This window comes from Micromonospora sp. DT63, from assembly GCF_049841615.1.
Taxonomy (GTDB): Bacteria; Actinomycetota; Actinomycetes; order Mycobacteriales; family Micromonosporaceae; genus Micromonospora.
Genome location: NZ_JBNCKQ010000003.1, coordinates 246,410 through 271,000 on the forward strand (window position 1 = coordinate 246,410; position 24,591 = coordinate 271,000).

Consider the following 24,591-nt stretch of genomic DNA (forward strand, 5'->3'; position numbering starts at 1 on the left):
CCACGATGCGCCAGGCCCGGGCGTCAGCGGTCAGGCCGGGTCGCTGTCGTCCGCGGCGGCGATGTCCTGATCGGTGCTGCCGGCGGTGGCACCGGGATGGACGGCGTCCCGCACGCGGCGCAGGCCGTCGAGCAGTGCCGCCAGCGCCTCGGGGTCGAGCTGGCCGGTGAACCACTGCTCGATGATCCGCAGATGGCCGGGCAGCGTCTCGTCGAGTCGCTGCATGCCGGACGCGGTGACCACCGCGTACGAACTGCGGCGATCGTTCGGGCAGGCTCGGCGGGTGAGCAGCCCGTCGCGTTCCATCCGGTCCACCACACGGGTCACCCCGCTGGTGGACAGCGACGTCTGCGCGGCGAGGTCGGTCATCCGCAGCTGGTTGCCCGGCGAGCGGGCCAGTCGGGTGATCACCTCGAACTCGACCACGGAGAGGTCGTGCTCCTCTAGTTGGGCGGCGAACCGGGCCGAGAGCCCGGCGTGGACCTCGTAGAGGAGGCCAACCGCGGTGATCCGGGGGTCGTCGAACACGTTGGTCACTCGTTAACCCTACCAGTACTTGACAGAGGGAATGTTGTTGCGGTTATATTTGCTCAAGCAGTCGTTGGGCTACTAAACAATCTCCTGGAGGACAGCAGCATGACCAGCAGCACCGATGCGGTTACCCGCGACTGGGACGGCCTCACCATCCCGACGGCCGGCACCTACGTGCTGGACGCGGCGCACAAGCGGGTCGGCTTCGTCGCCCGGCACATGATGGTGAGCAAGGTCCGCGGTGAGTTCAACGAGGCGACCGCCACCATCACCGTTGCCGAGGACCCGCTGCAGTCCTCGGTCGTCGCCACCATCCAGGGTGCCAGCATCGACACGACCCAGGGCGACCGGGACGCGCACCTGCGCAGCCCCGAGTTCCTGGACGTCGAGAAGTACCCGACCCTGGAGTTCCGCAGCACCGGCGTCAAGTCCCGCCGCGGCAACGAGTTCGTGCTCACCGGTGAGCTGACCATCAAGGACGTCACCCGTCCGGTGGAGCTGGAGGTCGAGTTCGAGGGCGTGGGCCGCAGCCCGTTCGGCCAGGACATCTTCGGCTTCTCCGCGAGCACCGAGATCGACCGCGAGGAGTTCGGCCTGACCTGGAACGTCACCCTGGAGACCGGTGGCGTGCTGGTCGGCAAGAAGATCAAGATCGAGATCGAGGGCGAGGCCGTCCGTCAGGCCTGATCCCACTGATCACCGGTACGCCGGGCCCGCGCCGCACGTCGGCGCGGGCCCGGCGTCGTCCGTACCCAGCGCGTGTGAATTGTCACGACTTGTTGGCACCGTCACGGGGTCCGGCGCGGCAGCGACGGGGTAGAGATGGCGCCACGAGCGCATCCGCTCCGGCCGGCGTCGGGTCATCGTCGTCGGCCTCTGGCCCTGGCCAGGCGAGCGCTCTTAACGTGGATGGTTCACAATGCGCTTTCCGGGACGGCAGGATCCCGACCGCGCCGGTTGTCGGGAGGACACATGGGCAGGGACGTCTCGCAGGGCGCCTTCACCCCGGAGGACCGCGTCCGCTACCGGCAGAAGGTCCGACGGTGCCTGGACGTCTTCGCCCTGATGCTCGACGACTTCGGCTTCGACGCGGACCGGCCGATGACCGGCCTGGAGATCGAGTTGAACCTGGTCGACTCGCGAGCCGAGCCGGCGATGCGCAACGAGGAGATCCTCGCCGACATCGCCGATCCGCTGTTCCAGACCGAGTTGGGGCAGTTCAACCTGGAGTTGAACGCCGAGCCCCGACTGATCGAGGGCACCGGTTTCGCCGACTACGAACACGACCTGCGCAGCAGCCTCACCCGGGCCGACGAGCGCGCGGCCAAGTCCGACGCGAAGATTGTCCTGGTCGGCATCCTGCCCACCCTCACCGAGGGTCACCTGGTCGAGGACAATCTCTCCACCAACGAGCGCTACCGGGTGCTCAACGACCAGATCGTCGGTGCCCGGGGCGAGGCCATCGAACTCGACATCCGTGGCGTCGAGCAGTTGCGGACCCACACCGACTCGATCGCCCCCGAGGCGGCCTGCACGAGCCTCCAGTTCCACATCCAGGTCGCGCCGGACAGCTTCGCCGACTACTGGAACGCGTCCCAGGCCATCGCCGGGGTGCAGGTCGCGGTCGGAGCGAACTCGCCCTTCCTGTACGGCCGTCAACTCTGGGCCGAAACCCGGATCGCCCTGTTCAAGCAGGCCACCGACACCCGCCCGGAAGAGCTCAAGGCTCAGGGCGTACGTCCCCGGGTCTGGTTCGGCGAGCGGTGGATCACCTCGATCTTCGACCTGTTCGAGGAGAACGTCAGGTACTTCCCGCCGCTGCTGCCGATCTGCGAGGACGAGGACCCGGTGGAGGTGCTGCACGCCGGCGGAGTGCCCAAACTGGGCGAGCTGCGGCTGCACAACGGCACCGTCTACCGCTGGAACCGCCCGGTCTACGACATCATGAACGACCGCCCCCACCTGCGGGTGGAGAACCGTGTGCTGCCCGCCGGTCCGACGGTCGTGGACATGCTGGCCAACGCGGCCTTCTACTTCGGGCTGGTCCGCGGCCTGGCCGAGGCGGACCGCCCGATCTGGAGTCAGCTCACGTTCAGCTCGGCCGAGGAGAACTTCCACGCGGCGGCCCGACGTGGTCTGGACGCCGTGCTGCACTGGCCCCGGTTCGGTGACGTGCCGGTCACCAAGCTGGTGCTGGAGCAGCTGCTGCCCGTCGCCGCGACCGGCCTGGACGGGTTCGGCGTCGACCCGGCACAGCGGGACCGGCTTCTCGGCATCATCGAACAGCGCTGTCGTACCGGCCGTAACGGCGCCGTCTGGCAGACCGAGACGGTCTGGGCGGCCGAGCGCCACCGGGGCATGGACCGCAGCGCCGCCCTGCACCACATGGTGCAGCGCTACGCGGAACTCCAGCGCACCAACGAGCCAGTCCACACCTGGCCCGTCAACTGACCCTCCCCTCCACCCGCCCGGAGCGCAGCGGGGTGAGACCCAGGGTCAGGTGGTGGGGCGGCGGGGTGGGCGTGCTCGGTGGGGGGTCGGGGCGTCGGTGGGGGCTGCGGCGTCCGGGGCGGGGCGTGGGGCGGGGACGCGGGGCGGGGTGGTGGTCGCGTCGTCCGGCTGGGTCTCCGGCGTGGCCGGTGCCGCGGCGGTCCTGCCTCGCCGGGTTGCCGTACCGGTCGCGGCGTCGCTCACCGAGCGGGCACGACGTCCCGGCCGGGTGCCGCCCGCCCCGCCCTCTTCAGTGGCCGTGGGTGTCGGGCTAGAGGTCCTGTCGAGCCCCGCGCCCCGGCTGGAATCCGCCGGAGAGGTCGACGCCGATTCGAGTGGGCCGGCCGCAGGAGCCGACGTCGGTCTGCGTTGTCCGGTCGACCCGGTCGGCGTCGGTTCCGGTTGGTCGGCCGCCGTGGTCGACGCCCGTTCGGGCTCCTCGGCCGGAGCGGTCGGTCGTCGGTTGGCAGCACGTCGGCGGCCAACCCGTTCCGCGAGTCGGGCGGCCAGGATCGAACCGCCGACGCCGGCGATCACCGCGTACGGGGCGATGAGCTGGGTGGAGAACTGTGCGGGCCCCGGGGTCGCCCAACGTGGCACGGTGGTCAGGTAGGCGAGCGCGACGAGCAGCGGGCCGGCCGCGCCGGAGGCGGCCGCGCCGATCCGGTGCCCGCCCGACCGCGCGGCGCCCCGAGCGGCCAGGGCACCGATCACAAGCGCGGGTACGAGCGCCAGCAGCGCACCGGGCCAGTAGAGCTGGCCTCCGATCCAGTACCGCGCGTGGTCCGGGTCGAGCTGCCACGTGCCGAGCTGAGCGCCGGTGAGCCCGCGCCCGACGCGTACTCCGTCGATGACCGACACCACCGCGAGCAGCCAGAGCCAGGCGGCCGTCGCGGTGACGTTCAACGCGGCGGCGCGGGAGCGCAGCGCCCAGAGCGCGACGAACACGCCGATCAGGATGCCGAGCACCGCGTGCAGAGCGGCGATCCGCTGCGGCGCGTCGGTGTCGGCGCCCACGGCGACCCGGGCCGGTACGGCGACCAGCAGCACGGTGACCAGTCCACCGAGACCGGCGCCGAGCGCGAGGGACAGCCTGCGGAACAGGCCGCCTCGCTCGTCGGGCAGCGTGCCGGCCACCGGCGCGGATCGATCGACCCCCGAGGTCGGCTGGGCCCGTGCCACGTCGGTGTCCTCGACCCCGCTCGGCGAGCCCTCTTCGAGCGCCGCCGGCTGTGGTGGGGCCGCCTCGGTCGCCGGAGCGGGTGCCGTCGGCCCGGCGACGCCGGTCGGCTGGTCACCAACCTGGGGTACGGCACGCTGGTGCAGTCGCTGCGCGCAGACCGCGCCGAGCACCGTCGAGCTGGCGGCGAGCCAGGTGGCCCAGGCCAGGCCATCGGCCCAGGCCGTGTCGTTGGCCCCGGCGTCGGTGGGCGTCCAGGTGATGACGCCGAGCCCGTAGCCGAAGCCGAGCTGCGCGGCGCCCGCGCCGGCAGCGACCCCGATCGCCGTCACGATCGATACTCCCCAGCCCCGTCTGGCCATGCCGGGCAGCGTAACGTCCCGTCGTCGGTGCGGCGAGTCGCAGTGACCCGCCGGTACGGACCGTCGGCACAACGTGATGGGCGGCGGACGGTACGGTCGCCGGTGATGAGGCGGTGGGCGGTATGACGGACGCGAACACGGGTCGGCAGGATTCCGCCGGCGGCCAGGCCGGCGGCGGAAGCCGGGCCAGCGTGCTGCTCGGTGGCGGGCTGGTCGCGGTGCTGCTGGCGGTGGTCGGTGCGACAGGTGGCTGGCTGCTGGCCGGCGAGGATGACGAATCTCCGGTGAACCCGCAGGCGGTGGCCACCACGGCCGGTACGCCGACCGACCGGCCCACCTCGTCCCGGCCGACCACCGGCCGGACCACGCCGTCCGCCCCACGGACGACCGCCGCCACGACGAAGGGGACCGGGCTGACCGTGCCACCGGTGGTCGGCACCGACTTCGTGCAGGCACGCGAGATGCTGCGTAAGCAGCGGTTGGGCTGGCGTCTGGTCTTCGGCGGTGGCACCGGCCGCACGGTGGAGAGCGCCTCGCCGGCCGTGGGCACCGAGGTGACCCGGGGCACCACAGTTCAGTTGCAGGTGGCCGGTCCGGCCCCCGCCGCCGAGGTGCCGGACGTGGTCGGCGACGACTGCGCCGAGGCGGCCGACGAACTGGTCGAGGAGGGGCTCTACCCGCGTTACCGCAGTGGGCGTAGCGGGAAGGTCAGCCAGCAGGAGCCGGCCGAGGACGGCCCGGCCCGCTGGAACGACGAGGTGAGCATCTGGTGCGGGGCGGCGGCCCCGCCGAGCCAGCCGACCGTGAAGCCCACCCTCTGACCCGTACCGCTGAGCGCGGCGACCCGCCCCGGCCTGGCCCGTCGACACCACCTGACCCGATCGCGGCGCGCGGTTCGCACCACCGATACCGGCCGATGTCGACGTGGGCGGTTAGGTTGACGGTCGAGGGCCACGGCGCCCGCCCGGTTCGGGAAAGGACGTGCGATGAGCGACGACCGCCAGGAGCCGCCCGCCGGGGAGCCCGAGGACGACCGCACGCGCCCCCTGCCGCCCTCCGGCGGCAGCCGTCCGCAGCCGCCGGACCGCCCCGCGTCGCCCGACGAGACGATGCCGATCGACCGGGGCGCTTCGGGTGGTCGTAGTGGATCGTCGGACGAGACGATGCCTATCGACCGGGCCGCCTCGGGGCCGTCGGGCGATCGGACGGCGCGGATGCCGCTGGAACGGTCGACGACGCCGCCGTGGTCCGGGCGGGCCGAGGTGCGCGCGCCCCGACCAGCCGAACCGGCCCCGGACTGGTACGTCGAGGAGCAGGGTGGCCGGCGTTGGTGGCTGCCGATCCTCTGGGGCGTACTCGCTCTGCTGCTCGCCGGGTTGCTCGGGGCGGCTCTGTGGGTGGTGCTCAACGCCCGGGACGACGACCCCGACGACCCGGCGACGCCGTCCGTCCCGCCGACCAGTGCCACCGCCGCGCCGAGCAGCAGCGCCCCGACCTCGGCGGCGCCCAGCAGCGCGACGCCGAGCAGCCCGGCGGCCACCACCGAGGAGGCGCAGATACCGGTGCCGCCGCTGACCGGCCTGACGCAGGCCACCGCCGAAGGGCTGCTGGAGCGGCTCGGCCTGAGCTACCGGGTGGTGTACCGCCCGTCCCAACTGCCGCCGGGGACCGTGGTCGGCACCGATCCGGAGGCCGGCGCGACGGTAGGTGCCGACGAGGAGGTGCTACTGGTGATCTCCCAGGCGCGACCCTCGACCTCAACCAGCCCGACCAGGCCGACCAGCTCGAGTCCGACGGTGACGACAACGCCGTGACGGTTGTTCACCACATCCGGCGGCGGGTGCCGACGAGGCCGAGGCCGGCGAGCGAGATGGTGAGGCCGAAGATTCCGGACCAGAACAGCGAGCGGCGGACGTCCGTGGCGGCGTGCCCGGCGGGCGCTGCCTCGGTGAGTTCCTGCTGTCCGTCGGACTGACCACCCGCGCCGGCCCCGGCTGCCGGGCCGGGCGTGTCGGCCGCTCCGACGCGTCCGTCGGGGGCGTCGGCGCTGATCCAGCCGGGTTCGTCGGTCGGCGGGTCGGAGTCGACCACAGTGATCTCCGGAGCCGGCACCGGAACGGCCAGCCGGGTGGACGACAACGCCGGGTCGCGGACCAGGACCACCATGGTGGTCACTGCGCCGAGGAGAGCGAGTAGTCCGAGAGCGTAGGTGATACTCCAGCGGTGGTGCCGCCGCACGGCGGGCTGATTGACCATGACCATCCCAGGCTCAGGGTCCTGGACGTGCGGTGAAACATGCCGGGGTGGGCGTACCAATTCTATGGCGACGGCACGCCTACCCGCGGCGGTTCGCGCTGGTCAGCCGACTCTGACCGGCGTACGAGAGACAGGGCGTCGGGTCCGTACGGTGTGCGGGCGGGGCTCCGGTGCGGCCTGCACCTGTTGCAGCCCTTCCCGCTGTACGAAGATCGACCGGCGGCTGACGGCGTCGCCGGCGGCGTTGAGCTCGTAGCCGTCGAGCCAGAGCCAACCGTCGTAGGTCGGCCAGTCGAGCACCCGGATCACCCGGAACATGATCGGCCTGAGGAACTGGACACTCGCCGCGCGAGTCACGTGCAGAACGTCACCGGAGCGGGGAAGCACATGGGCTCCTGGGGAGGGAGAGCCGGCGTGGTGCCGGCGGGGTGACTGGTCTGGGATGTCTCGGCCCGGTGACGGGATCGCGCCTCGTGGACCGGTTGGTGCGTGATGGTGGTCGGGCCGTACCCGCTGGTGGCGTGCCGCCACCCGACCATCACCTGACTGCTTCCGGGAACCGCGCCCACCGCCGCAGTCAGCTGGCTTGCAGCGGTGGGGTCATCACCCCGGCGCAGGTCTGGGTGGCGCCGGCCGGGCCCGCGTGCCGCCCGGCCGTCCGGGGTCGGTGGGGTCACCACACCCGGAGAGCGGACGGAGACGCTGAGTGATCCGTGCCATACGGACAGACTGCATCAGCGACGTGCTTCATGCAAGTTGCACGTCGACTTTTGCCGATACGTGAGTCCGCCACGCAAAGCGGCGCTTGAAGCCATCCGCGTACGGACGGCACACTGAGGGCCGGTTTCGCCCGTCGCGGCCGGCCGATGACCGGCACCACCCCTCGTCGCGAACGCTCGCCGGTCGACGGTCGCGCCCCCGGTGAGCGGCAGCCAGTGGCGCGTCGACCGGAGGTAGCCCGAGAGTGGGGTCGAGCAACCAGCGGCGAGGACCAGAAACACCGAGGCCGCGCAATGAGTGAGCGGCGCAGCCCGACGATCCGACGGCGGCGGCTCGGTGCCGAGCTGCGCCGGCAGCGGGAGTCGGCCGGCATCACCATCGAGGTTGTCGCCGAGCAGTTGGAGTGCTCGGCGTCCAAGGTCTCCCGGATCGAGACGGGGCACACCACGGCCACCCCGCGCGACGTGCGGGACATGTTGAGGATCTACGGCGTCGTGGGTGCCGAGAGCGACGAACTCGTCCAGATCGCCCGGGAGGCGCGGCAGAAGGGCTGGTGGCACCCGTACAGCACGGTGCTGGTCGGTGCGTACGTCGGGCTGGAGGCGGCGGCGAGTTCGATCCGGGCGTACGAACAGCAGGTCGTGCCGGGCCTGTTGGAGACCGAGGAGTACGCCGGGGCGATGATCCGGGCCGCCCGTCCGGACTTCACCGCCGATCAGGTACATCAGAGGGTGCGTGTCCGACTGGGCCGTCAGTCGTTGTTGACGCAGGACGATCCGGTCGATCTGTGGGTGGTGCTCGATGAGGCGGTGGTAAGTCGGCCGGTGGGCGGGGACGAGGTGATGCGCGGCCAACTCAGGAGGTTGGTCGAGGTGGCCGAGTTGCCGAACGTGACGCTCCAGATCCTCCCTTTCGAGGTGGGTGCGCACGCCGGCATGGACGGGACCTTCACGATCCTCAGTTTTCCCGAGCCCGGTGATCCGGATGTCGTGTACGCGGAGAACGCCACGGGTGGGCTCTTCCTCGAGAAGAGCGACGAACTGCAGAAGTACAGCTTCATCTTCGATCACATCCGCGCTGCGGCCATTCGTCCAGAGGAGTCCGTCGCACACATCGCAAAACTGGCAGAGGAGCCGAAATGGCGACCAAGGGGTTCCCCGTGGACCTGACGCAGGCGACGTGGTTCAAGAGCTCGAAGAGCGGGCCGAACTGCGACAACTGTGTGGAGGTGGCGTACGTGACCGGGGCGGTCGGGGTGCGGGACTCGAAGGACAAGGCCGGCCCGGCCCTGGTCTTCGCTCCCGGCGACTGGCACGCCTTCGTCGCCGGCACCAGGGATGGTGTGTTGGGCTCGGTCTGACCGAGTGAGCAGTCGAGTCCCCGTCCGGTCCCGACCGGACGGGGACTCGCCGTGTCCCGGAGCGCCGCCGACCCGGGGCGACCCGCCGGCTCAGCGATGTTCCGCCGGGATTCCCGTCGCCACAGCGGGTCCGCCTCGTTGAACCCGTCGGTACGGCGCTGGTCGACGACCCGCCGCACCGACCCGCACCCGAGCGAGGTAGGCGAGACGGATGACGACGATCGGTTCAGAGAACCTCACCAACGGTCCGGGCAAGCCGGAACGGTTCGGTGGCAAGTACCGCGGGGCGCGTCGGGACACCGTACTGACCGAGGTGGTCTCGACCGACCAGGATCTGAACGGGCGGGAGGCGGCGAACCCGGAGGCGGCCGACGCGCCGCTCTCGCTGCCCTCACTGGACCCGAATCCGCTGGTCGAGCCGTCGTTCCCGCCGACCGGCTGGCCGATGGAGCCGACCGGTTCGCTGGCCGACCACCCGCTGCTGCGCGGCCTGCTGCTGGAACTGCCGCCGAAGGGCAGCATCCCGCCGCCGGGCTGGCTGGACCGCTGGTTCGAGGCGACCCGCGCGATCCTCGAACTGCTATACGTGCAGGGGTCCGGCCGCTCGCGCTGACCGGGGCGCGGCAGGCTGAGCCCGCTCGGTGAGCCGGCTGTGCCGCAGCGCGTGCCGGACACCGATCGCCGCCACGGCGAGCGCGCCGACGGTGATCGCCGGCCCGGTGACCCCGGGCTCGGCGCCGAGGTCCGCGCCGACCGCCGCGATCACCGCCGGCACCGTCGCGAGGGCGGTCACCTGCAACGGCAAACCGATGAGCGGGTGTGCCGCGGCGGCGCGCAGCCCGTGCGGGGCGGGTGTACCGGGTGCGGTGTCGAACGCGCCGGCCCCGGCCCACAGGCGACGGATCCGTCGTACGGAGCAGACGGCCACCACGAGCGCCGGCCCGGTGGCGAGGGTGAGCCCGGCGCCGGCCCGGTCGAACGGCGTGCTGCCGGCGCTCAGCAGCCCGCCGACGGACACGGCCGCGACCAGCGCCACGCCCGCCAGCGCGAGCGCCAGCAACCATCCGGTACGCCGACGAAGCGCACGCGCGTCGCGCAGCCGGGGCAGTCGATCGGCCAGGACGCCGGCGGCCAGCCAGACGGCGGCGACCGGCAACAGGATGGTGAGCTGACTCTCCATGTCGGAGAGTCTTTCCCGTCCCCGAGCGCGGCGAATCCGGGCCGGACCCCCGTTGGCCCCGGAAGCCGGCCCGTAGGGGACATCCCATCGACGTGATGGACGTTTCGACATGTTTATCTGCCGGGGCCGTCGATCTACTCTCGGCTCGATCGGCAAGCGTCGATCAGTGTGGTACCGGTGGTCGCGCTTCGCCGCCGGTCGGAGGGAGGTAGGGAGATGGGTCTTCCACGCAGGTCCGTACTGGTCGGGGTGACCGCCGCGACCGTACTGGCCGTCGGCACCCCGGCCCTGGCCGCCGAGCCCGTCGGCGTCGTTCGGGAGGCCGGTGGAGCCACCGCCGTGCCGGACAGCTACATCGTCGTCCTCAAGGACACCGCCGTGGCCCCCAGCCGGGTCGGTGACACCGCACAGCGGCTGACCGGCCGGCACGGCGGAAGGGTGGCCCGCACCTACGGCACGGCGCTGCGTGGCTTCGAGGTCACCGTCAGCGCGGGCGCGGCGGCACGGATCGCCGCCGACCCGGCCGTCGCGTACGTCGAGCAGAACCACACCGTGTCGATCTCCGGAACGCAGGCCAACCCGCCCTCCTGGGGCCTGGACCGCATCGACCAGCGCAACCTGCCGCTGGACAGCTCCTACACCTACCCGAACACGGCGAGCAACGTGCACGCCTACATCATCGACACCGGCATCCGCTTCACCCACAACGACTTCGGCGGCCGGGCCACCTCCGGCTACGACGCCGTGGACGGCGGGTCGGCCGACGACTGCAACGGGCACGGCACGCACGTCGCCGGCACCGTCGGCGGATCCTCGTACGGGGTGGCCAAGGGCGTCCAGCTGGTAGGCGTACGGGTGCTGAACTGCTCCGGCAGTGGCACCAACGCCGGCGTGATCGCCGGTGTCGACTGGGTCACCCAGAACGCGATCAAGCCGGCGGTGGCGAACATGAGCCTCGGCGGTGGCGCGAACAGCTCGCTGGACACCGCCGTCCGCAACTCGATCGCGTCAGGTGTCACGTACGGCCTCGCCGCCGGGAACGACAACGGCGCGAACGCCTGCAACACCTCGCCGGGGCGTACCGCGGAGGCGATCACGGTCGGCTCGACGACCAGCTCGGACGCCCGGTCGTCGTTCTCCAACGTCGGCACCTGCCTGGACATCTTCGCGCCGGGGTCGTCGATCACCTCGGCCTGGTACACGAGCAACACCGCGACCAACACGATCAGCGGCACCTCGATGGCCACGCCGCACGTGGTCGGCGCGGCGGCGCTGCTGGCCAGCGCCAACCCGAGCTGGAGCCCGCAGCAGATCCGCGACCAGATGGTGGCCAACGCGACCCCGAACGTGGTGGGCAACCCTGGCTCGGGCTCGCCGAACCGGCTGCTCTACGTGGGCAGCGGCGGCACCACCCCGCCGCCCACCGGCTGCACCGGCACCAACGGCACCGACGTGTCGATCCCGGACGCCGGTGCGGCGGTGACCAGCTCGATCACGATCGCGGGCTGTGGGCGCAACGCCTCGTCGGCCTCCACCGTGGCGGTGAACATCGTGCACACGTACCGCGGTGATCTGGTCATCGACCTGCTCGCCCCGGACGGCAGCGCGTACCGGCTGAAGAACAGCAGCACCTCGGACAGCGCCGACAACGTGAACACCACGTACACGGCCAACGTGTCAGGTGAGGCCGCCGACGGCACCTGGCGACTTCAGGTGCGCGACACCTACTCGGCCGACACCGGCTACATCAACAGCTGGACCCTGACCGTCTGAGCGGTCTTTCACGGGCGAGGCCCCACCCGGCTGTCCGGGTGGGGCCTCGTGTCGTACGGGATCGGGGGTCAGACCGCGAAGGTGGCGGGCCGTTCGGTGGCCGGGGCCGGCGGGCGGGCCTTCCACAGACCGGTCTTCTGACCGGCGAGCCGGGTCAGGTAGGCGGGGTTGAGGATCACGTAGCGGCGCCAGAGTCGTTTCGGCTCCAGACCGAGCCGCCAGAACCACTCCAGACCGGCGCGCTGCATCCACGGCGGAGGCTGCCGCAGCAGCCCGGCGTGGTAGTCGAAGGCCGCGCCGACCGCCATCAGCGGCATGTCGAGCAGCGGGCGCATGGCGTACGTGAAGACCTCCTGGCGCGGGCAGCCGAGCCCGACCAGGACGAGCCGGGCGCCACTGGACCGGATCCGGTCGGCGATCTCGGCGTCCTCGCCCGGCTGGACCGCGCGGAACTTCGACGGCTCCACACCGGCGATCTTCAGCGCGGGGAACATCCGCTCCAGCGCCGGGATCAGCTTGGCCAACGTCTCCTCGGTCGAGCCGTACAGGTAGACCGGCAGCCCCTCGTCGGCGAAGCGGGAGAGCACGTGCAGGGTGAGCGTCGGCCCGTAGACGCGGTCGGTGAGCCCGGCGTGGTGCAGCAGGTTGAGCGCCCAGCGCACCGGCTGTCCGTCCGGGGTGACCACGTCGAAGGAGTTGAGCCGGGCATTGTGCGCGGGGTCCAGCACACCTGTCATCACGCCGTGCACGGCCAGCGCGGTGAGCGCGAGTGGCCGACGCTCGTGCGCCGCGGTCACCACCGCGTCGGTGGCCGTGGCGTAGTCGGTGGCGTCGACGAGGACGCCGAGCACGTTGCGCTTGGTCCTGGCCGTCACGACTGTGGCACCCACTTGTCCACGTTGGCCTCGTAGATCTCCCGCAGGATCATCGGCACGTCGTACGTGATCTTCCACTCCGGGTACTGCTCCTCGAACCGGGCCATGCTGCTCACGTACCACTGGTGGTCGCCGGTGCGGTTCTGCTCGACGTAGTTGATCTGCGCCTCGCGGCCGGTGATCTCCTGGGCGATCGCGAACGCCTCGATGTGCGAGGTGTTCGAGTGCCGGCCGCCGCCGAGGTTGTAGACCTCGGCGGAGCGGGGCGACCGGAAGAACGCCTCGAACGCGGTCAGCACGTCGTGCGAGTGGATCGCGTCGCGGACCATCTTGCCCTTGTAGCCGAACAGGTTGTACGTCCGGCCCTCCATGACGCAGCGCATCAGGTAGGCCAGGAACCCGTGCAGCTCGGCGGCCGAGTGGGCGGGGCCGGTCAGGGTGCCGCCCCGGAAACAGGCGGTCTTCATGTCGAAGTAGCGGCCGTACTCCTGCACCATCACGTCCGCGGCGACCTTGGAGGCGCCGAAGACCGAGTGCAGCGAGTGGTCGATCGACATCTCCTCGGTGATGCCCTGGTACCAGCGGTGGTCCTCGGGCAGCTCGTACCGGGTCTCCAGCTCGATCAGCGGCAGGCTGTTGGGCCGGTCGCCGTAGACCTTGTTGGTCGAGCAGTGGATGAACGGCGCGTCGATCGCGTGACGGCGGGTGTTCTCCAGGATGTTGAGCGTGCCACCGGCGTTCACGTCGAAGTCCGTGTACGGCTCCTTGGCCGCCCAGTCGTGGCTCGGCTGGGCCGCGCTGTGGATCACCACGGCGATGTCCGACCCGTACTTCTTGAACACCTGCTCCAGGCCGTCCCGGTCCCGGATGTCCACCGCGAAGTGGGTGTAGGAGTTACCCAGGTCACGGGCGAGCCGTTCCAGGCTCCACGAGGTGGAGCCGTCCTCGCCGAAGAAGTACCGACGCATGTCGTTGTCGATGCCGACGACGTCCAGACCGAGGCCGGCGAAGTGCCGGACCGCCTCGGAGCCGATCAGACCGCCCGACCCGGTCACCAACGCGACACTCACACGCCACTCCTGGTCCATCGGAGGCAGAAACCATCGGAGCATAGCGTGACGTCCGGCCCGCCCCGATATGACGGAAGGGCCCCGCATTTCGCGGAGCCCTCGTCTTTTGGTGGGGATGGGGGGAGTTGAACCCCCACGCCCTTTCGGGCACACGGACCTGAACCGTGCGCGTCTGCCATTCCGCCACATCCCCGTGGCACGACCCGGGACACTGTAACCGCCCCGGACCCGCTGTCTCCAACAGGCCCCGGGAATACTACGCTGTCCCAGACGCTCGCCACGAGCGGTTACCGTTCGTGGCGGACGAAAGATTAGCACGGCGGTCCCGGTCCTTCCGAACGGGCCGGGAGCAGCCGGCCGAGCGGCGTGTGAGCTGCGCGCGCGCCGGCCGGATACCATCATGTCCTCGGGACCCGAGGAGGAGCCGGTGAGCGTGCTGCAACGCTTCGAGAAGCGTCTGGAAGGCCTGGTCGAGGGGGCCTTCGCCAAGGTCTTCAAAGGGGTGGTCCACCCCGTGGAGATCCTCAACGCCATGCAGCGGGAGGCCGAGGCGCACAAGGCGATCCTGGCCGGTGGGCGCACGTTGGTGCCCAACCGCTACGTGATCGATCTCTCGCCGTTCGACCACAGTCGTCTGGCGCCGTACGCCGCCGCGCTGGCCCAGGAGCTGGCCCAGTCGCAGGCGGAGTTCATCGGCGAGCAGGCCTGGACGGTCTACGGCGACGTGATCGTCGAGATCGAGCGGGGCGAGGGCCTGGACACGGGGATGTTCCGGGTCACCGCCGAGGTCTACACCGGCGGCGAGGTCGCCCCCGTGTCGGCGCCCGGCTACGACGCCGGCCCGCCCGCCTACCCCGCGTACGACCAGGGTGGCGGCTACGGCCCGCCGCCCGGGCACGGTGGCGGCCGCAACGTGCGGCTGGTCTCCGGTGACGGCCGCACCTACCCGCTCCAGATGGGGTCGACGGTGATCGGTCGCGGCGACCAGGCGAACCTGCGCCTGCCCGACGTCGGCATCTCCCGGCGACACGCCCGGCTGGATTTCGATGGCGGCCAGGTTGTGCTGACCGATCTGGGGTCCACCAACGGCACCATGGTCAACGGGCAGCGGGTCTCCGCCGTCGCCCTCAACCCGGGTGACATGGTCCAGCTCGGCACCACGACGCTGACCTTCCGCGTGGACGGCTGAGCCGCCTTGCCGGCACTGGTCATCACCGTTGCCCGGTTCGGGTTCCTGATCCTGCTGTGGATCTTCGTGTTCACGGTGGTCGGCGTGATCCGTCGGGATCTCTTCGCGGGGGCCCGGTCCGGTCGCCTGGTGGCGGCACCACGCGCGGTTGGCGCCTCGACGGGGCAGGCGGCCAAACCGGCGAAGGTGAAGCGGGGCAGGGCGGCCCACCAGTTGGTGGTCACCGCAGGTCAACTGGCCGGCACCCGCATCACCCTCGGTGAAGCGCAGATCACCATCGGTCGGGCCGAGGACTCCACCCTGGTCATCACCGACGACTACGCCTCGGCGCGGCACGCGAGACTCGTGCCGCGCGAGGGCCAGTGGTTCGTCGAGGACCTCGGCTCGACTAACGGCACGTACCTAGATCGCGCTAAGGTCACCGGACCAACCCCCGTACCCCTCGGCGTGCCGATCCGGATCGGCCGCACTTCCCTCGAATTACGGCCATGACTCTGACCCTGCGCTATGCGGCCCACAGCGACCGCGGTCTGATCCGTGACGGCAATCAAGACTCCGTCTACGCCGGGCCGCGGCTACTCGCCGTTGCCGACGGCATGGGCGGCATGGCCGCCGGTGACGTCGCCAGCAACATCGTCATCGGTGCCATGGCGCCGCTCGACGAGGACGTCCCAGGGGACGCTCTCGTCGACGCGTTGCGTTCGGCCGTGGGCACCGCCAACCAACAGCTCCGCGACACGGTGGACGCCAACCCGCAGTTGGAGGGGATGGGCACCACTCTGACGGCGACCCTCTTCTCCGGCAGCAAGCTGGGGATGGTCCACATCGGCGACTCGCGGGCCTATCTGCTGCGCAATGGTGAGTTCGCCCAGATCACCAAGGACGACACGTACGTCCAGATGCTCGTCGACGAGGGCCGGATCAGCGCCGAGGAGGCCAGCAGCCACCCGCAGCGGTCCCTGCTGACCCGGGCCCTGGACGGCCGGGACATCGACCCGGAGTACTCGGTGCGCCAGGTGCTGCCCGGCGACCGTTACCTGATCTGCAGCGACGGCCTCTCCGGCGTGGTGAGCGCCGAGACCATCGGCGAGACCCTGCGGGAGTACACCGATCCGCAGCAGTGCGTCGAGCGGCTGGTGCAGCTCGCGCTGCGCGGCGGCGGTCCGGACAACATCACCGTGATCATCGCCGACGCCACCGACCACGACATCGTCGAGGCCACCCCGATCGTCGGCGGCGCTGCCGCCCGGGACCGGGGCATGGCCACCTCCGCCGACGACTCGACCCCGGCCGCCCGGGCCTCGGCGCTCTCCGCGCCGCGTCCCGCCGCGCCGGAGGAGCCCAACGCGTCGGACGACGAGCCGGAGCGCCCGAAGCGCCGGCCGGTGCGGACCGCCGCGATGGCGCTGGCCCTGCTGGTCATCGTCGGTGGCGCGGCCTTCGGCGGCTGGACGTACACCCAACGCCAGTACTACGTGGGCGCCACCGACGAGGGGCAGGTCGCCGTCTTCCGTGGCATCCAGGGGCAGATCGCCGGGATGGACCTCTCGACGGTGCACCGCACCAGCGGCACCCGGTTGGACGACCTGACCGTCGCCGCTCAGGACACGGTCAAGGTGGGCATCCGGGCCAAGAACGAGCCGGACGCCGAGCGTCAGCTCGCCGAGCTGACCAGCGACACCCCGACCAACCCCAACCTGAAGCCGATCTGCCCGTCCGACACGGGCGCGGTGACCGGCACGCCGACGCCCACTCCGCCCCCGACCCCTCCCGCGACGTCGCCGACGCCGAACACCAGCCCCAGCACCGGCGCGTCCGTGAACGGGGTCGTCAGCGCGAGCCCGACCAACGCGGCCACCGCCGGCGGCACCGATCCGACCACCGCACCCGACGCCACGCCCTCGGACTCGGCCACGCCGGCGCTCGACCCGGCCGGCTGCCGGTCTCCCGAGTGAGCGTCGGCTGAGATCCCAAGGACTCCACCCGTGACCGTAGCGGCCACACCGGCACCCTCGCCCGCCACCACGGGCGGGGATTCCGGCGTACGCCTGGCCCGGTCCCGACGCAACGCCGAGCTGTCCCTGCTGCTGCTGGCCATGGTGCTGGTGGCCGCGTACATGGCGACCGTCGAGGCGAACCTTCTGGACACGGTCACCCCGGACTTCTGGATGCCCGCCGCCGCCCTCGGCGCGGTCTTCCTCGGCCTGCACCTGGTCATCCGGTTCCTCGCCCCGTTCGCCGACCCGGCTCTGCTGCCGGCGGTGGCCCTGCTCAACGGTCTCGGGGTGGGCTTCCTGCGCCGGATCGACCTGGGCGAGGCCGCCCCGGTCGACCGGGAGGACCTGGCCACGTTCGCCGGCATCGGCGGCCGGCAGCTCGCGTGGACGCTCGCCTCGGTGATCCTCGCCGCGGGCCTGCTCGCCATCATGCGCGACCACCGTTCGGTCTCGCGGTACGCGTACACCCTGGGGCTTGCCGGCATCGTGCTGGTGATGCTCCCGGCGGTGCTGCCCAGCAGCATCTCCGAGATCAACGGCGCCAAGCTGTGGATCCGGGTCGGCGGCTTCTCGCTCCAGCCGGGTGAGTTCGCCAAGCTGGCGCTGCTGGTCTTCTTCGCCTACTACCTGGTGCGCAAGCGTGAGGTGCTCTCGCTGGCCAGCCGGCGGTTCCTCGGCATCGACTTCCCGCGTGGTCGGGATCTCGGGCCGGTGGTCGTGGTCTGGCTGATCAGCCTCCTGGTGCTGGTCTTCGAGAAGGACCTGGGCACCTCGCTGCTCTACTTCGGCATGTTCGTGGTGACGCTCTACATCGCCACCGAACGGGTCAGTTGGCTGCTGATCGGCCTCATCCTCTTCTTCGGCGGCGCCTACCTCGCGTACGTCCTCGGGTCGACGGTCGGCGGGCCGTTCGCCAACTTCTACCTGCGGGCCGAGATCTGGCTGGACCCGTTCGCCGATCCGCACGTCAAGGGCTACCAGCTCGTCCAGGGTCTGCTGGCCCTCGGTACGGGCGGGCTCTTCGGCGCCGGGCCGGGTGGCGGTCAGCCGGACATCCTGCCCGAGGTGCAGAACGACTTCATCTTCGCCGGCATCGGTGAGGAGATCGGCCTGTTCGGCCTGTCCGCGTTGCTGGTGGTCTACCTGCTGATCGTGGAGCGGGGCCTGCGCGCCGCGCTCGCCGTGCGTGACTCGTTCGGCAAGCTGCTCGCCGGTGGCCTCGCCTTCACCCTGGGCCTGCAGGTCTTCGTGATCGTCGGCGGCATCAGCAAGCTCATCCCGCTGACCGGCCAGACCACCCCGTTCCTGTCCGCCGGTGGGTCGTCGCTGATGGCGAACTGGCTGCTCATCGCGGTGCTGTTGCGGGTCTCCGACGGGGCCCGGCGACCGGTGACGGGCGGCGCCGGCAAGGCGAGCCGGCCCGCGGGCGGCCCGCCCGAGCAGTTGCACGGTGCTCCCACGGAGGTGATCAAGCCGTGAACGCACCCCTGCGCCGTGTCGGCATCGTCGTCATGGTCCTGTTCGGTCTGCTCTTCGCGAACCTCAACTGGATCCAGGCGTACAAGGCCGACGAGTACCGCACCAGTGACTACAACGGCCGGGTCCAGGTCGCCGACTACAAGCGCAAGCGCGGCAACATCGAGGCCGGCGGAACGGCGGTGGCCACCAGCAAGGAGACCACCGGCAAGCTGAAGTTCCAGCGCACCTACCCGGGTGGGGCCAAGTACGCGCACGTGCTCGGCTACAAGCCGGTCAACCTGGCCGACACCGGCATCGAGCAGGTGGAGAACGACTTCCTGGCCGGCACCAGCGACCAGTTGATCGGCGACCGGTTCAAGGACATGTTCACCGGCGACGAGACCGGTGGCGGCAACGTGCTCCTCACGCTGTCGAAGCGGGCGCAGGACGTGGCGTACGACCAGATGCGCAACAACCAGGTGGACGCCAAGCGCGGCGCGGCGATCGCCATCGACCCGCGCACCGGTGCGGTGCAGGCCCTGGTGTCCATGCCCAGCTTCGACCCGAACCCGCTGGTCAGCCACAACACGAACGAAGCCGCAGCGGAGATCAACAAGCTGGAGCAGAACCCGGACGGCCCGCTGAAGAACCGGGCCCTGTCCGAGACGCTCCCCCCGGGCTCCACCTTCAAGATCGTGGTCGCCGCGGCGGCGCTGGAGAACGGGGTCACCAAGTCGACCCCGATGCCGGCCGGCTCCAGCTACACCCCGCCCACCTCGGGCAGCCCGATCCGCAACGCCGCCGCGTCGATCTGCCCCGAGGCGCAGGTCACCCTGCTGGAGGCGGTCACCGAGTCGTGCAACACCGGCTTCGCGCAGCTCGGTGTGCGGCTCGGCGCCGACAAGGTCAAGGAGAAGGCCCGGCAGTTCGGCTTCGAGCAGGAGGACCTCACGGTCGGGCAGCTCGGCGAGGGCGGTCTGCGGACGGCGGCCAGCCGGACCGGCGACATGCTGAACCCGGACGGCAGCACCGACCCGGCCGCGCTGGCCCAATCGTCGATCGGCCAGAACAACGTCCGGATGACGCCGCTGCAGGGCGCGATGATCGCCGGGTCGGTCGCCAACGGTGGCAGCCAGATGCGGCCGTACCTGGTCCGGCAGCTCCTCGCCCCGGACCGGACCACCAGCTACTACACCGCGAAGCCGCGGGAGCTGCGTCAGCCGGTCAGTGGTCCGGTCGCCAGCGACCTGCGCGAGATGATGGTCAGCGTGGTGCAGAAGGGCACCGGCCAGAAGGCGGCGATCAGCGGCTACACCGTCGGTGGCAAGACGGGCACGGCGCAGTCCGCCCCGGACCGCCCCGACCACGGCTGGTTCATCGGCTTCGCGCTGGACAAGAACGGCAACCCGGTCTCCGCGGTGTGTGTCGTGCTGGAGCAGGCCGGCAGCGGCGGCAGCGCCGAGGCGGCCCGGATCGGCGGCCAGATCATGAAGGCCGCCATCAACGACCCCGGAGGCCGCTGACATGCTCAGCCCCGGCGTCCAGCTCGGCAACCGCTACCGCCTCGACGAGCGGATCGCCAGCGGCGGCATGGGTGACGTCTGGCGCGGCACCGACCAGGTGCTCGGCCGGACGGTAGCGGTCAAGAGCCTGCTCCCCGCGCTGCTCGACGACCCCGACTTCGCCGAGCGGTTCCGGGGCGAGGCCCGGACCATGGCGACCATCAACCACCCCGGCGTGGTGGACGTCTACGACTTCGGCAACGACCAGCAGATCGCCTTCCTGGTCATGGAGTACGTCGAGGGCGACGCCCTGTCGTCCACGCTGAGCCGGGTCGGTCGACTCACCCCGGCCCGGACGATGGCGCTTGTCGCGCAGGCCGCCGACGCGCTGCACGCCGCGCACGAGAAGGGCATCGTGCACCGCGACGTGAAGCCGGGCAACCTGCTGGTCCGGCCGAACGGCACGCTGGTGCTTACCGACTTCGGCATCGCCCGCTCCGACATCGTCGGCCAGCTCACCGCCGCCGGCTCGGTGCTCGGCACCGCCTCGTACATCTCTCCGGAGCAGGCCACCGGTCAGGTGGCCACTCCGGCGTCCGACGTGTACGCGCTCGGCGTGGTCGCCTACCAGTGCCTCGCCGGGCGGCGACCGTTCGAGGGCGACAACCCGCTCGACATCGCCATGCGGCACGTGCGGGAAACACCCCGGCCGCTGCCGTCCGACATCCCACCGCAGGTCCGGGCCGTCGTCGAGCGGGCGTTGGCGAAGGACCCGGCTGCCCGCTGGCCGAGCGCCGCCGCTCTCGCCGGGGTGGCCCGTCAGCTCAAGGCAGCGCTGTCCCAGCAGGCCCGGGCCGGCGGTCACACCGGCCCGGTCTCCGGTGCGCCGTCCTCACCCGCGGCTCCCGGTCGGGCCCAGGTGCCGCAGGCGCAGCAGCTCCGCCCGCCGAACGCCCCGCACCGGCAGCCTCCCGTCGGGCAGCGACCCACCACTGTCGCGCCGGCCCAGCAGCCCCGTCCGACCGCTGTCGCGCCGGCCGTACCGCACGCGCGCCCGCCGGTCGCCGCTGCCGGCTACCCGCGCGGCGCCGCGGCGGTGCCGCCGGCACCGACCCGGCAGGAACACCCACCGGCGTACGCCCGGCAGGCCGGCTCGGGGCTGCCGGCGTCCGAGCCCCGCCGGTCCCGACCCGGGATGGTGCTCCTCGCCGTCCTGCTGGCCTTACTGGTCCTGCTCTGCTCCGGCGTGATTTCCTACAACCTGCGCAAGCAGTCGCAGAACGGTGCCGCCGGGACGGCAGCTTCACAGACCGTGACGTCCGGCGCGCTGCGGCTCGACGAACGCGACGATGCGACCCGGACGTCGTACCGTCGTGAGGTACGACTCCGGCCGGGTGACGGCGGGACGACGACGAGCGAAGGACGACAGACGCGATGACAGCGCAGGCCCGCCTGCTCGGTGGCAGGTACCAGGTCGGCGAGCTGCTCGGCTATGGCGGCATGGCCGAGGTGCACCGCGGTCGCGACCTCCGGCTCGGTCGGGACGTCGCGATCAAGATGCTCCGCACCGACCTCGCCCGGGACGCGACGTTCCAGATGCGCTTCCGCCGGGAGGCGCAGAACGCCGCATCGCTCAACCACCCGGCGATCGTGGCGGTCTACGACACCGGCGAGGAGACCGCGCCGACCGGCGAGACACTGCCCTTCATCGTCATGGAGTTCGTCAACGGACGGACGTTGAAGGAGGTCCTCGGGGCCGAGGGCCGCCTGCAGCCCCGCCGTGCGCTGGAGATCTGCGCCGACATGTGTGCGGCGCTGGAGTTCAGCCACCGGCACGGCATCATCCACCGGGACATCAAGCCGGGCAACGTCATGCTCACCCAGACCGGCCAGGTCAAGGTGATGGACTTCGGCATCGCCCGGGCGCTGGCCAGCGGCGCGACCACCATGACGCAGACCAGCGCGGTGATCGGCACTGCCCAGTACCTGTCGCCCGAGCAGGCGCGCGGCGAGGCCGTGGACGCCCGCTCCGATGTGTACGCGGCCGGCTGCGTCCTCTTCGAGCTGGTCTGCGGGCACCCGCCGTTCGTCGGGGACAGCCCGGTCAGCGTCGCGTACCAGCACGTGCGGGAGACTCCGCCGACCCCGAGCGACATCAACCCGGACGTCACCCCGGCGGTCGACGCGATCGTGCTCAAGGCGCTGTCGAAGAACCCGCTCAACCGCTACCAGAGTGCCGGCGAGATGCGTGCCGACCTGTTGCGCGCCGCCGCCGGCCGTCCGGTGCTTGCCACTCCGGTGCTGCGCGAGGCCGAGACGGTGGCGATGGCCCCGGCCGGCGGCGGTGCCGGCTACGCGCCCGCCGCCGCCGGGCAGCAGACCCGGCAGATCCCCGCCCGGGTCGGCGATCCGCGCCAGCGCAAGGCGTCCTCCTGGCTGATCGCCCTGTTCAGCGCGGTCGGCGTGCTGGCGGTGATCGCCCTGGTCGCCGCCCTGCTGTGGAGTCAGCAGCAGGACAAGGACCTGAAGGCGGTTCCCAACCTCACCGGCAAGACACGGGACGCCGCGTTCGCCGACATCACAAAAGCCGGTCTCAATCCGGTTGTCGGCGAGCCGGTTCTGAACAGCACCTGCGCCGAGGGCACGGTGGTCGGCCAGAACCCCCAGCCGAACGCTCGCCTGAAGGAAGCCAGCACGGTCACCATTCAGCTTTGCGGCGGTAGGCCCGACGTGGCCGTCCCGACCGGACTCAAGGGCAGCAAGGAGGAGAGCGCCGTCGCCCGCCTTGAGGAGGCGAAGCTCGACTCCACGGTCAAGCCGGTCGACAGCACGGAGAGCGAAGGCATCGTCGTCAAGGTCAGCCCACCGGAGGGTCAGAAGGTGCCCGAGGGCACGAAGGTGACCCTCGAGGTGTCGAAGGGCAACGTCCGCGAGGTGCCGGACGTCGTCGGGCTGAGCGAGGACGAGGCCACCCGCACCCTGCGCAACGCTGGCTTCGTGGTGAGTGTCCAGGATGGCCCGGAGGTGCCGGCGGACCAGGCCGGCAAGGTCACCGACCAGAGCCCGAACGCCAAGGACAAGAAGGCGAGCGGCACCAGGGTGACCATCAAGGTGAGCCAGCCGAAGGAGGTCGAGGAGACGCCCAGCCCGCCGGTGACGCCGACGCCGACGCCGAGCGGCACGCCGACGACGCCGGGTACCGGTGGTGGCTCCGGTCAGCCGATCTTCCCGCCGCCGGTCCGGCTTCCCGAGGATTAGCAGTCCGCGCCTGGGTGCGGAGCCTCCGGCGGGGCTCCGCCGTCGATCGTCCGAGGACGGGCCGGTGGCGTCGGCATCTGCTGCGCGGGATCGCGGTGGTCGTGGTCCTGCTCGTCCTGAGCAGCGTCCCCTGGCTGTGGACGACGTTCGGAGCGCACGGGCACACGTACGGCGAAGCTGACGCTCCCGCTGCCGACGTCGTGATCGTCCTGGGTACGGCGGTGACGGCGGACGGGCGGCAGCCGGGCGAACGGCTCGCCGGCCGCCTGGAGACCGCCGCCGAGCTGGTGCGTACCGGGCGGGCCCGGGTGGTACTGGTCTCCGGCGACGGGGGTGGCACGTCCGGCGACGAGCCGACGGTGATGACCGCGTATCTGACCGAGACGCTCGGCGTGGACCCTCGGCGGGTGGTGGCGGACCCGTTCGGCCTGGACACGTACGACAGCTGCATCCGCGCGAAAGACGTGTACGGCGTCCAGCGGGCTCTGGTCGTGACGCAGTCGTACCACCTGTCCCGGGCGGTGACGCTCTGCCGGCACCTCGGCCTCGACGTCGACGGGGTCACCGCACGATGCGACGGCTGCGGACCCGGCCTGCTCGCACGCAAGGCCGTCCGCGACTACTTCGCCAGTGGCAAGGCCGCCTGGGACGCGGTGCGCGGCCGACCCCCGGCGGTCCGTTCGTCGGTGAGCCCCGCCGTCCGGGACGCCCTGAGCAGCTGACCGGCCGCTGTCGGTCTACGCGGTGGCGAAGGCGGCGAGTCGCCGGGCGTCCACCTCGGCGGCCAGCGCGGGGGCACGCTCCAGTGCCTCCGGGTGGCCGCAACCGGCCAGCCAGTTGGCGAGCATCAGGTGGCCGCCCTCGGTGAGTACCGACTCCGGGTGGAACTGCACGCCCTCGATGGGTAGCGTCCGGTGCCGCATCGCCATCACCACACCGGAGCCGGTCCAGCCGGTGACCTCCAGCTCGTCGGGCAGTGTTTCGGGGAGCACGGCGAGCGAGTGGTAGCGGGTGGCGGTGAAGGGGTCGGGTAGGCCGGCGAGCACGCCTACCGAGTGGTGCCGCACCTCGGAGGTCTTGCCGTGCAGCAGCTCCGGGGCGCGGGTCACGGTCGCCCCGAAGGCCTCGCCGATGGCCTGGTGGCCGAGGCAGACGCCGAAGATCGGCAGCTCGCCCGCGTACTTCCGGATGACGTCCAGGCAGATGCCGGCCCGGTCGGGGCTGCCCGGTCCGGGTGAGAGCAGAATGCCGGCCGCGCCGACCCGGCCGACCTCGGCGACGTCGATCTCGTCGTTGCGGCGGACGTCGCACTCCACGCCGAGCTGGCCCAGGTACTGGACCAGGTTGAAGACGAACGAGTCGTAGTTGTCGATCACCAGGACGCGCATGG

The 24,591-nt window shown here is 71.3% G+C and carries 24 protein-coding genes and 1 tRNA gene; 16 read left to right on the top strand and 9 right to left on the bottom strand.

Features of this window, described 5'->3' with window-relative positions:
* Positions 1-30: 30 nt before the first annotated feature.
* Positions 31-537, bottom strand: coding sequence for a MarR family winged helix-turn-helix transcriptional regulator (locus tag ACLQ27_RS13440; protein ID WP_357491636.1), 507 nt, complete (start codon positions 535-537; stop codon positions 31-33).
* A 99-nt stretch (positions 538-636) separates the two neighbouring features.
* On the opposite strand from ACLQ27_RS13440, the gene ACLQ27_RS13445 reads away from it, so the two are divergent.
* Both ACLQ27_RS13445 and ACLQ27_RS13450 read left to right on the top strand, forming a co-directional pair.
* Positions 637-1,218 (top strand): YceI family protein, encoded by a 582-nt coding sequence (locus tag ACLQ27_RS13445; protein ID WP_357491634.1) that lies wholly within the window; start codon positions 637-639, stop codon positions 1,216-1,218.
* Between the two features lie 285 nt (positions 1,219-1,503).
* Complete coding sequence (locus ACLQ27_RS13450; protein ID WP_357491632.1) at positions 1,504-2,982, top strand: glutamate--cysteine ligase; 1,479 nt, start codon at positions 1,504-1,506, stop codon at positions 2,980-2,982.
* A gap of 45 nt (positions 2,983-3,027) precedes the next feature.
* Here ACLQ27_RS13450 and ACLQ27_RS13455 read toward each other — a convergent pair whose 3' ends face one another.
* A complete protein-coding gene (locus tag ACLQ27_RS13455) occupies positions 3,028-4,563 on the bottom strand; it encodes a hypothetical protein (RefSeq protein WP_425866995.1) in 1,536 nt (511 codons plus the stop codon).
* A 122-nt stretch (positions 4,564-4,685) separates the two neighbouring features.
* Between ACLQ27_RS13455 and ACLQ27_RS13460 the strand changes: the two genes are divergently transcribed.
* Together ACLQ27_RS13460 and ACLQ27_RS13465 are read left to right on the top strand one after the other, a co-directional pair.
* Positions 4,686-5,384: a PASTA domain-containing protein gene (locus ACLQ27_RS13460; protein WP_357491628.1), complete on the top strand. Its 699-nt coding sequence runs from the start codon at positions 4,686-4,688 to the stop codon at positions 5,382-5,384.
* A gap of 165 nt (positions 5,385-5,549) precedes the next feature.
* Entirely contained in the window at positions 5,550-6,377 is an 828-nt protein-coding gene (locus ACLQ27_RS13465; RefSeq protein ID WP_425866997.1) for a PASTA domain-containing protein, read from the top strand.
* A gap of 7 nt (positions 6,378-6,384) precedes the next feature.
* On the opposite strand, the gene ACLQ27_RS13470 is transcribed toward ACLQ27_RS13465, so the two are convergent.
* The gene (locus ACLQ27_RS13470) at positions 6,385-6,825 is read right to left on the bottom strand and encodes a hypothetical protein (protein ID WP_357491624.1); all 441 of its coding nucleotides are present in this window, start codon (positions 6,823-6,825) and stop codon (positions 6,385-6,387) included.
* 96 nt (positions 6,826-6,921) lie between these two features.
* A complete protein-coding gene (locus ACLQ27_RS13475; protein WP_234584496.1) occupies positions 6,922-7,206 on the bottom strand; it encodes a hypothetical protein in 285 nt (94 codons plus the stop codon).
* A gap of 626 nt (positions 7,207-7,832) precedes the next feature.
* Here ACLQ27_RS13475 and ACLQ27_RS13480 point away from each other — a divergent pair.
* From ACLQ27_RS13480 to ACLQ27_RS13490, 3 genes are all read left to right on the top strand, one after another.
* Positions 7,833-8,708 carry a helix-turn-helix domain-containing protein gene (locus ACLQ27_RS13480; RefSeq protein WP_234584497.1) on the top strand — a complete coding sequence of 292 codons (876 nt, stop codon included), beginning with the start codon at positions 7,833-7,835 and terminating at the stop codon, positions 8,706-8,708.
* A complete protein-coding gene (locus ACLQ27_RS13485) occupies positions 8,678-8,899 on the top strand; it encodes a DUF397 domain-containing protein (RefSeq protein WP_007454112.1) in 222 nt (73 codons plus the stop codon). The genes ACLQ27_RS13480 and ACLQ27_RS13485 overlap by 31 nt, the downstream gene beginning before the upstream one ends.
* Positions 8,900-9,110: 211 nt before the next feature.
* Positions 9,111-9,512: a hypothetical protein gene (locus ACLQ27_RS13490; RefSeq protein WP_234584498.1), complete on the top strand. Its 402-nt coding sequence runs from the start codon at positions 9,111-9,113 to the stop codon at positions 9,510-9,512.
* Here ACLQ27_RS13490 and ACLQ27_RS13495 read toward each other — a convergent pair.
* The gene (locus ACLQ27_RS13495) at positions 9,480-10,079 is read right to left on the bottom strand and encodes a hypothetical protein (RefSeq protein ID WP_425867000.1); all 600 of its coding nucleotides are present in this window, start codon (positions 10,077-10,079) and stop codon (positions 9,480-9,482) included. The two genes, ACLQ27_RS13490 and ACLQ27_RS13495, sit on opposite strands and share 33 nt — an antisense overlap.
* 216 nt (positions 10,080-10,295) lie before the next feature.
* Between ACLQ27_RS13495 and ACLQ27_RS13500 the strand changes: the two genes are divergently transcribed.
* A complete protein-coding gene (locus tag ACLQ27_RS13500) occupies positions 10,296-11,852 on the top strand; it encodes a S8 family peptidase (RefSeq protein WP_234584500.1) in 1,557 nt (518 codons plus the stop codon).
* A 68-nt stretch (positions 11,853-11,920) separates the two neighbouring features.
* On the opposite strand, the gene ACLQ27_RS13505 is transcribed toward ACLQ27_RS13500, so the two are convergent.
* The 3 genes from ACLQ27_RS13505 to ACLQ27_RS13515 form a co-directional block, all read right to left on the bottom strand.
* On the bottom strand, positions 11,921-12,727 hold the full coding sequence (locus ACLQ27_RS13505; protein ID WP_266247620.1) for a WecB/TagA/CpsF family glycosyltransferase: 807 nt from the start codon (positions 12,725-12,727) through the stop codon (positions 11,921-11,923).
* Positions 12,724-13,839 (bottom strand): NAD-dependent epimerase/dehydratase family protein, encoded by a 1,116-nt coding sequence (locus ACLQ27_RS13510; protein WP_357491616.1) that lies wholly within the window; start codon positions 13,837-13,839, stop codon positions 12,724-12,726. The genes ACLQ27_RS13505 and ACLQ27_RS13510 overlap by 4 nt, the downstream gene beginning before the upstream one ends.
* A 65-nt stretch (positions 13,840-13,904) precedes the next feature.
* Positions 13,905-13,990: transfer RNA gene (locus ACLQ27_RS13515), tRNA-Leu, on the bottom strand.
* Positions 13,991-14,197: 207 nt separating this feature from the next.
* Here ACLQ27_RS13515 and ACLQ27_RS13520 point away from each other — a divergent pair.
* Genes ACLQ27_RS13520 through ACLQ27_RS13555 form a run of 8 tightly spaced genes read left to right on the top strand, consistent with a single transcriptional unit; the run spans position 14,198 to position 23,923 of the window.
* Positions 14,198-14,986, top strand: a complete 789-nt coding sequence (locus ACLQ27_RS13520; RefSeq protein WP_007454122.1) for an FhaA domain-containing protein — start codon at positions 14,198-14,200, stop codon at positions 14,984-14,986.
* Positions 14,987-14,992: 6 nt separating this feature from the next.
* On the top strand, positions 14,993-15,478 hold the full coding sequence (locus ACLQ27_RS13525) for an FHA domain-containing protein FhaB/FipA (protein WP_007454124.1): 486 nt from the start codon (positions 14,993-14,995) through the stop codon (positions 15,476-15,478).
* Positions 15,475-16,941 carry a PP2C family protein-serine/threonine phosphatase gene (locus ACLQ27_RS13530; RefSeq protein WP_357491614.1) on the top strand — a complete coding sequence of 489 codons (1,467 nt, stop codon included), beginning with the start codon at positions 15,475-15,477 and terminating at the stop codon, positions 16,939-16,941. Before ACLQ27_RS13525 ends, ACLQ27_RS13530 begins: the two co-directional genes overlap by 4 nt.
* A 30-nt stretch (positions 16,942-16,971) precedes the next feature.
* Complete coding sequence (locus tag ACLQ27_RS13535; protein WP_234584504.1) at positions 16,972-18,462, top strand: FtsW/RodA/SpoVE family cell cycle protein; 1,491 nt, start codon at positions 16,972-16,974, stop codon at positions 18,460-18,462.
* Positions 18,459-19,964 (top strand): peptidoglycan D,D-transpeptidase FtsI family protein, encoded by a 1,506-nt coding sequence (locus tag ACLQ27_RS13540; RefSeq protein WP_425867004.1) that lies wholly within the window; start codon positions 18,459-18,461, stop codon positions 19,962-19,964. Before ACLQ27_RS13535 ends, ACLQ27_RS13540 begins: the two co-directional genes overlap by 4 nt.
* 1 nt (position 19,965) lies before the next feature.
* Positions 19,966-21,381 (top strand): protein kinase domain-containing protein, encoded by a 1,416-nt coding sequence (locus ACLQ27_RS13545; RefSeq protein WP_425867006.1) that lies wholly within the window; start codon positions 19,966-19,968, stop codon positions 21,379-21,381.
* Positions 21,378-23,201 carry a Stk1 family PASTA domain-containing Ser/Thr kinase gene (gene pknB / locus ACLQ27_RS13550; protein ID WP_425867008.1) on the top strand — a complete coding sequence of 608 codons (1,824 nt, stop codon included), beginning with the start codon at positions 21,378-21,380 and terminating at the stop codon, positions 23,199-23,201. The genes ACLQ27_RS13545 and pknB overlap by 4 nt, the downstream gene beginning before the upstream one ends.
* Positions 23,202-23,215: 14 nt before the next feature.
* Entirely contained in the window at positions 23,216-23,923 is a 708-nt protein-coding gene (locus ACLQ27_RS13555) for a SanA/YdcF family protein (protein WP_425867009.1), read from the top strand.
* Positions 23,924-23,938: 15 nt separating this feature from the next.
* Here the strand turns inward: ACLQ27_RS13555 and ACLQ27_RS13560 are convergent, their stop codons facing one another.
* Positions 23,939-24,589 carry an aminodeoxychorismate/anthranilate synthase component II gene (locus tag ACLQ27_RS13560; protein WP_234591569.1) on the bottom strand — a complete coding sequence of 217 codons (651 nt, stop codon included), beginning with the start codon at positions 24,587-24,589 and terminating at the stop codon, positions 23,939-23,941.
* Positions 24,590-24,591: the final 2 nt, after the last annotated feature.